At 37.6% G+C, this 6765-nt stretch carries 6 protein-coding genes; all 6 read left to right on the forward strand.

Translation table 11 applies throughout. The features are described from left to right. A partial coding sequence (locus A9G23_RS11465) for a hypothetical protein (RefSeq protein ID WP_176700592.1) occupies window positions 1-3214 on the forward strand: 3214 nt, incomplete at its 5' end. 16 nt (window positions 3215-3230) lie between these two features. Further along, window positions 3231-4052, forward strand: a complete 822-nt coding sequence (locus tag A9G23_RS02680) for a DUF6708 domain-containing protein (RefSeq protein WP_065586158.1) — start codon at window positions 3231-3233, stop codon at window positions 4050-4052. A 22-nt stretch (window positions 4053-4074) separates the two neighbouring features. Then, a complete protein-coding gene (locus A9G23_RS02685; protein WP_065586159.1) occupies window positions 4075-5262 on the forward strand; it encodes a hypothetical protein in 1188 nt (395 codons plus the stop codon). Window positions 5263-5278: 16 nt separating this feature from the next. Then, window positions 5279-6106, forward strand: coding sequence for a DUF6708 domain-containing protein (locus A9G23_RS02690; RefSeq protein ID WP_065586160.1), 828 nt, complete (start codon window positions 5279-5281; stop codon window positions 6104-6106). 18 nt (window positions 6107-6124) lie between these two features. Continuing rightward, complete coding sequence (locus A9G23_RS02695; protein ID WP_141670025.1) at window positions 6125-6364, forward strand: hypothetical protein; 240 nt, start codon at window positions 6125-6127, stop codon at window positions 6362-6364. An 18-nt stretch (window positions 6365-6382) separates the two neighbouring features. Next, window positions 6383-6765: hypothetical protein (locus tag A9G23_RS02700; RefSeq protein ID WP_141674897.1), on the forward strand; the 383-nt coding region annotated here is incomplete at its 3' end.

Consider the following 6765-nt stretch of genomic DNA (forward strand, 5'->3'; position numbering starts at 1 on the left):
AGAGCAAAAACACCGATTTGCCAGTCATGTTAACCGATTATACCAAGGTGACAGGGCTATTTCTTGCGCGGTCGTATTAGAAGACACCTTCGGTATCGCCGAAGAGCTCAACTCGCAACGGGTATCAGCGCTACATATTTTTTGCAGTGAGGCACCAAAACAAGCCAAACCATTATCACCTTTTGATGGTGACGAAGCCAAAGTCTATCAACAGCGTGGTGAACAGATGTATAACCGTATTAATCCTCGTTTAAAACGTCTGTTTAATTATTATCAACCTGATATGTTTAAAAAGCGCACGATTTTACAGTTTATAGAGAATTATCGAACTTCAATTGAAGAGGCTTACGACACCGAAATTGCCCGGTTACAAGAACACTATGACTACCTAAAAGATATTGATGCTGCCTATGACTCCGGTGATGAATTTTTACGAAAAGTCGAATATAAAATTAAAGACACCGAGTCAGAAAAGGCCAAAAAAATTGAAAAAATAAACCAGCAGATTAATCAGGGTGAAGTTAAGAAATTTAAAGAAGAATTAGAAACCGAATTTAAAGAAATAACTCGATATTATAAAGAGTGGTCACAAGACTATTTTACTTATGTTCGTTGGTTATTTGGCGAGGCAAAATTTATCTCGCAATACAGCAAAATAAAACCGAGTTCTTTTAATCAAACGCATTTTTGGCAGAAAGAGTTTGATTTTTCAAACGATACAAGCGCGCTCATTCATATAAAAGAAATTATCCAAATCCTGATTGATTCAACCCATGCAGAAGTGCACCTTGACGAAGATAACGCCCTATGGGATGAGTTATTAAGTAATCCTGCCAGTATTTTTTATGTGATAGAGCATAAAAATAACCCAGGGATTGATCTTGATGCACCAGCATTTATCGATTTAGACACCAATACACCCGTAAAATGGCGTGATATTATCGACAAATCAACGGGTTTTGCTTCTGCTTATAATACACATCAAGCGCAAAAGACTCAAAACACGCAAACCGATAAAGAAAAAGAACTGCAAAAGGCAAAAGCGCGTGTTGAGCTAGATATTGAAAAAAAACAGCAAGAGATTAATGCCAAACAAGAGGAGTTAAACAAAAATCGACAATATAACCCACAAGAGCATAGCAGGCTACAAAAAATAAGAGATCAAAAAATTAAAGAGCTCAAGCAATTAAAAGCGTTTTTGGCCTCGATTGACCGCAAACTTGCTGAAATGGCAAATTCCCCCAGTGCTGTGACCCATGTCGACAAAAATCGATACCTGCATCAACTTGCACTCAAAAAATACACTGTATTAAAAACCAATAAACAGCACCAACCGATTAAACCACGTTTAAAACTGCTTGATACGCTCGCTTATTTGGGGGATTTGGGTGGGTATCCCGTTGAGTTTGCTATGCAAGTGAGGCAAGATAAAATTCGACAGGTTTATGCACTATTAACCCAATTACAAGGGAGTTTTTTCCGTGAAAATAGTTTAACCAACCAAGAAGTGGCGTTTTTAGAAAAATTTGATGTCACCGATCCAAAATATGACGTTGGCTCAAAAAAACCAACAACTCAAAAGCTTAAATTTACGCTTTGCTTTCCCGACGAGGCAAGTAAAGCGCTGGTTGTTAATTTTTTAAAAAATAAAGAGATACTTAATCCCAATGATTTCAAAAACTTTTTAACCAGCAACATGGCAGATTATGTCACGTTAGTCAACCGTACTACCGTATTACAAGACAAAATTGACAAAGTCAATCAACAAAAATCTAGCAACGACGAAGCGATTAACGAATCGAACGAAAAGAAAAGAGAAGATAAAATCAAAGAGCGCGAGATAAACCGCGAAACCGAAGCGATGAATCAACGCGAAATGGAAAAAGCAAAAATTGAGGAAAAAATTAAAATTGGCGAACAAGCAAAAGATACCCGTCAAAGTGCTAAAGCTGCTAAGCTTAGCTATGGTGCCAATGCAATATCGGGCGTTATCAGCATGTTAAATATTTACGATAACCTAAAAGAGTGGGACACCGTTAAAGAAGGCGAAAGCCAAGATAAAAAAATGCGCCAACTGGCGATCGACTTAGGCTCGTTAGCATTATTAAGTGTTGATAGCGTGGCTTTATACCGTGACATCAAATTAAAAATGCAGTTAGTTAAAGCCATGCGATCGCATGTTGCAACGACATTAGTACCTGAAATCGAAGCCAGATTGAAATTAAATACCTTGATTTCTAAAACCGTAGCCAAAGCTTTTGCTACCATAACTATTTTTGAAGCCTTAGGTGAATTAAAAAGTGCCTTGGGGATGTGGAATATGGAGGATAAAGATTATATGATAGCTAGAGTTGGTGGCTCAATTTCATCAATTATCGGTGCTATTTTATTATTAACTCAAACGCCTCTTTTCATTGTAGCAGGAGTTTCTTTATTACTAATTAGTTTATATGCATTTGCTTATAGCAAAAAATACGATAATTTTACCCCTATCGATCACTGGTTAAACCGTTGTTATTTTGGGGTGCAAGAAGAGTTTGCCTATTTAGGGTATGGCGCTTATCACGAAGAGCAAGAGGCATTTGTGGGTTTTGGGCAGTCGGTAAATGACTATTTGGTTGCGGTGTCGGGCATTGACACCTTTATGGTCTTTAAAAAACCAAGTTCATTTAGTGGGATGAAGCTATATCACCGCCATCTCTATTTTTATTTAACATACCCAAACTGCGCTACTATTGCCCAAAAGCCGTTACAGGCTTCGGTTAAATTATTTGGCAAAAATGGGCAAAGTTATGAGGATATGATTGAATCTCGCTTTAATATCCGTTCAACAGGGGTAAATCACAGCTCAGGAGAGGCGCATTCCCCAATCCACCTAAACGAAGATAAAGCCAAAGAGATCCTAAAAATCACCGAATATGTCACCACCGATAAAAACTACTTTATCAACCGCTATGAAACGAAAACCTTTAAAACCCTCACTCAGGGCAAAGCGGTATGGCAATCTAATTTTACCGATATTGAAAAAATCGAAGTAAAAAAAACTGATCCTCATCAGTCAGATAGCCACCTAACGGTGATAACATGGGTCGCGGGCACCTTTGCTTATGATCTAATAAATAGCTATCGAATCAATATCAGCCCTAATGCACAAGATGATGGCGAAATTCCACTCATCATTAACCGCAGCAGTAACCAATTTCATGAAGAATAAATAAAAGGAGAATAAAATGCCATCAAAATACCGCCCACAAATTTTTGGTTGGTTTGGCGATCTAGATAAAGGCCCACGTTTAGTGCCCCTGCATGACGATCGCTTAAGCTATGCCAATAATAACTACTGTGCCTTTATTCGTCAGAATTTTTCTGATCTAGTTTTTTATTCATCTTTATATCTTATTGCAACCATACTTTTATTCATTGCAGTTATTTTATGGGTTTGGTTATTACTTATTCATAAACCTGAAGCAGGCAATTCAATAGTAATTATAGCAATATTGGCTTTGATTGTGAGTATTTTTTCTTTATATATAACTATTCCAGCAGTTTATCAAAACTTGTTTTCCCGTCGTGGCAGTCCCATTATATTTAATCGTAAAACGGGTAAAGTCTATGTTAACGAAAGTGACTTTTTTAACTTTAAGTTTTTACGCCATCCCGCAGTATTTTTACAACCGAAAAAACGCCGTATCAAAGAATATGATTGGGACGATTTGCACGGTGTTATTATTCATAATATGTCACGTAATGCCTTAACTTCAACCGTGTTAATGGTGTGCCAACCGGGCACGCATCAAGTGATTGATCATATCATGCTAGATCCTGCCCGAGCGGGCGCTGGTAGTACATTTGTTTGGGGTTGGATCAATAGTTTTATGTTTTTTTGTGATGTGGCCAATATCGATGATGGCGAATATAAGTCAGATCAAGAAGCGGAATTTAAAGCCCATAGGATTGCCGGTCAAGGCTGGCCCGAATGGATGGTTGAAGCGTTTAATGCCGCATCATTAGAAGAGTTAGCTGAAATTAAACAACGGCACAATATAAGCTAATAATATAAATATAATCAAAATAATGGACACCGTTAAAGAAGGCGAAAGTCAAGATAAAAAAATGCGCCAACTGGCGATTGACTTAGGCTCGTTAGCATTATTAAGTGTTGATAGCGTTGCCCTATACCGTGACATCAAATTAAAAATGCAGTTAGTCAAAGCCATGCGATCGCGGGTTGCAACGACATTAATACCCGAAATCGAAGCGAAACTGATATTAAATACCTTGATTTCTAAAACCGTAGCCAAAGCTTTTGCTGCCATAACTATTTTTGAAGCCTTAGGCGAGTTAAAAAGTGCCTTGGGGATGTGGAATATGGAGGATAAAAGTTATTTGTTTTATAGAGTTGCAGGATCATTTGCTTTAGGTTTTGGTGCTATATTTTTATTAGCTAGTTCAGGCATTGTGATAGGATTGGGTGTTGTATTATCATTAGTGGGATTATACCTAATTGCTTTGAGTAAAAAATACGATAATTTTGCCCCTATCGATCACTGGTTAAACCGTTGTTATTTTGGAGTGCAAAAAGAGTTTGCTTTTTTGGGGTACGGCGCTTATCACGAAGAGCAGCACTCATTTGTCGGTTTTGGGCATTCGGTGAATGATTATTTGGTTGCCTTGTCGGGCATTGAAACTTTTATCCTCTTTAAAAAACCAAGTTCATTTAGTGGGATGAAGCTATATCACCGCCACCTCTATTTTTATTTAACATACCCAAACTGCGCTGCTATTACCCAAAAGCCGTTACTGGCTTCAGTTAAATTAGTTGGTAAGAATGGGCAAAGCGATGAGGATTTGATTGAATCTCGTTTTAATATCCGTTTAACAGGGATAAATAAAGGCTCAGTAGAGGCGCATCCCCCAATCCACCTAAACGAAGATAAAGCCAAAGAAACCCTAAAAATCACAGAATATGTGACCCTCGACAAAGGTTATTTTATGGATCACTATGAAGCAAAAACCTTTAAAACCCTCACTCAGGGCAAAGCGGTATGGCAATCTAATTTTACCGATATTGAAAAAATCGAACTGAAAAAAACCGATCCTAACCAGTCAGAGAGTGATCTAACGGTGATAACTTGGATAGCGGGCACCTTTGCTTATGATCTAATAAATAACTATCAAATCAATATCAGCCCTAATGCACAAGATGATGGCGAAATTCCACTCATCATTAACCGAATCAGTAACCAATTTCATGAAGAATAAATAAAAGGAGAATAAAATGCCATCAAAATACCGCCCACAAATCTTTGGTTGGTTTGGCGATCTAGATAAAGGTCCACGTTTAGTGCCCCTGCATGACGATCGCTTAAGTTATGCCAATAATACCTATTGTGCCTTTATTCGTCAAATTCCCTCAGATCTGATTTTTTATACCTGTCTCTATTTTGTTATTATTATTTTGGGAAGCATATTAACTGTTGGTTTTTTTATAATGATTTTTTGGTTCAATGATTCTGAAATTGGTGACAAACTAACAATAATAGGTGCAATTGGTTTTATTACCTGTTGCCTCACTATGTATTATGCTATCCCTGAATTCTATCAGAATCTATTTTCCCGTCGTGGTAGTCCTATTATATTTAACCGTAAAACAGGTAAAGTCTATGTTAACGAAAGTGACTTTTTTAACTTTAAGTTTTTACGGCATCCTGCAGTATTTTTACAACCGAAAAAACGCCGAATAAAAGAATATGATTGGGACGATTTGCACGGTGTTATTATTCATAATATGTCACGTAATGCTTTAACCTCGACCGTGCTAATGGTATGCCAACCCGGTACGCATCAAGTGATTGATCATATCATGCTAGATCCTATTCGAGCGGGCGCTGGTAGTACATTTGTTTGGGGTTGGATCAATAGTTTTATGTTTTTTTGTGATGTGGCCAATATCGATGATGGCGAATATAAGTCAGATCAAGAAGCGGAATTTAAAGCCCATAGGATTGACGGTCAAGACTGGCCCGAATGGATGGTAGAAGCATTTAATGCCACATCATTAGAAGCGCTCGTGGAAATCAAACAACGGCACAATATAACGCAATAGCCCAAAAGTCATTGCAGTTTGGCAAAAATGGGCAAAGCGGTATGGCAAACCAATTTTAACGATATTGAAAAAGTCGAAGTGAAAAAATCCACATCTAATCAGCCAGATAGTGACCTAACGGTGATAACTTGGGTAGCGGGCACCTTTGCTTATGATCTAATAAATAGCTATCAAATCAATATCTGCCCTAATGCACAAGATGATGGCGAAATTCCACTCATCATTAACCGAAGCAGTAACCCATTTCACGATGAATAAATAAAAAGGAGAGTCATCATGCCATCAAAATACCGTCCACAAATTTTTGGTTGGTTTGGCGATCTGGATAAAGGTCCACGTTTAGTGCCCCTGCATGACGATCGTTTAAGCTATGCCAATAATAACTATTGTGCCTTTATTCGTCAGGATTATAATGATCAGATTTTTTATGCTTGTTTGTATATTATCGGTTTTATCTTTGGAACTGGCTCTACTTTTAGTTTTCTTTGGTTAATAACGGAATATGATAATCCTACAATTAAGCCGTTTACTTTAATGATAATTATAGTTGGATTTATTGCAAGTTGTTTAGGCATGTATGTTCTAATTCCTGAACTCTATCTAAATTTGTTCTCGCGCCGTGGCAGTCCCATTATATTTAACCGTAAAACGGGTAAAGT

Origin of the sequence: Gilliamella sp. App4-10 (assembly GCF_001690495.1) — a bacterium.
Taxonomy (GTDB): domain Bacteria; phylum Pseudomonadota; class Gammaproteobacteria; order Enterobacterales; family Orbaceae; genus Gilliamella; species Gilliamella apicola_G.

What these genes read in the sequence shown, in the direction of transcription:
- A9G23_RS02680 (WP_065586158.1), top strand. Translation starts at nt 3,231, where the DNA reads ATGCCATCAAAATACCGCCCACAAATTTTTGGTTGGTTTGGCGATCTA.
- A9G23_RS02685 (WP_065586159.1), top strand. Translation starts at nt 4,075, where the DNA reads ATGGACACCGTTAAAGAAGGCGAAAGTCAAGATAAAAAAATGCGCCAA.
- A9G23_RS02690 (WP_065586160.1), top strand. Translation starts at nt 5,279, where the DNA reads ATGCCATCAAAATACCGCCCACAAATCTTTGGTTGGTTTGGCGATCTA.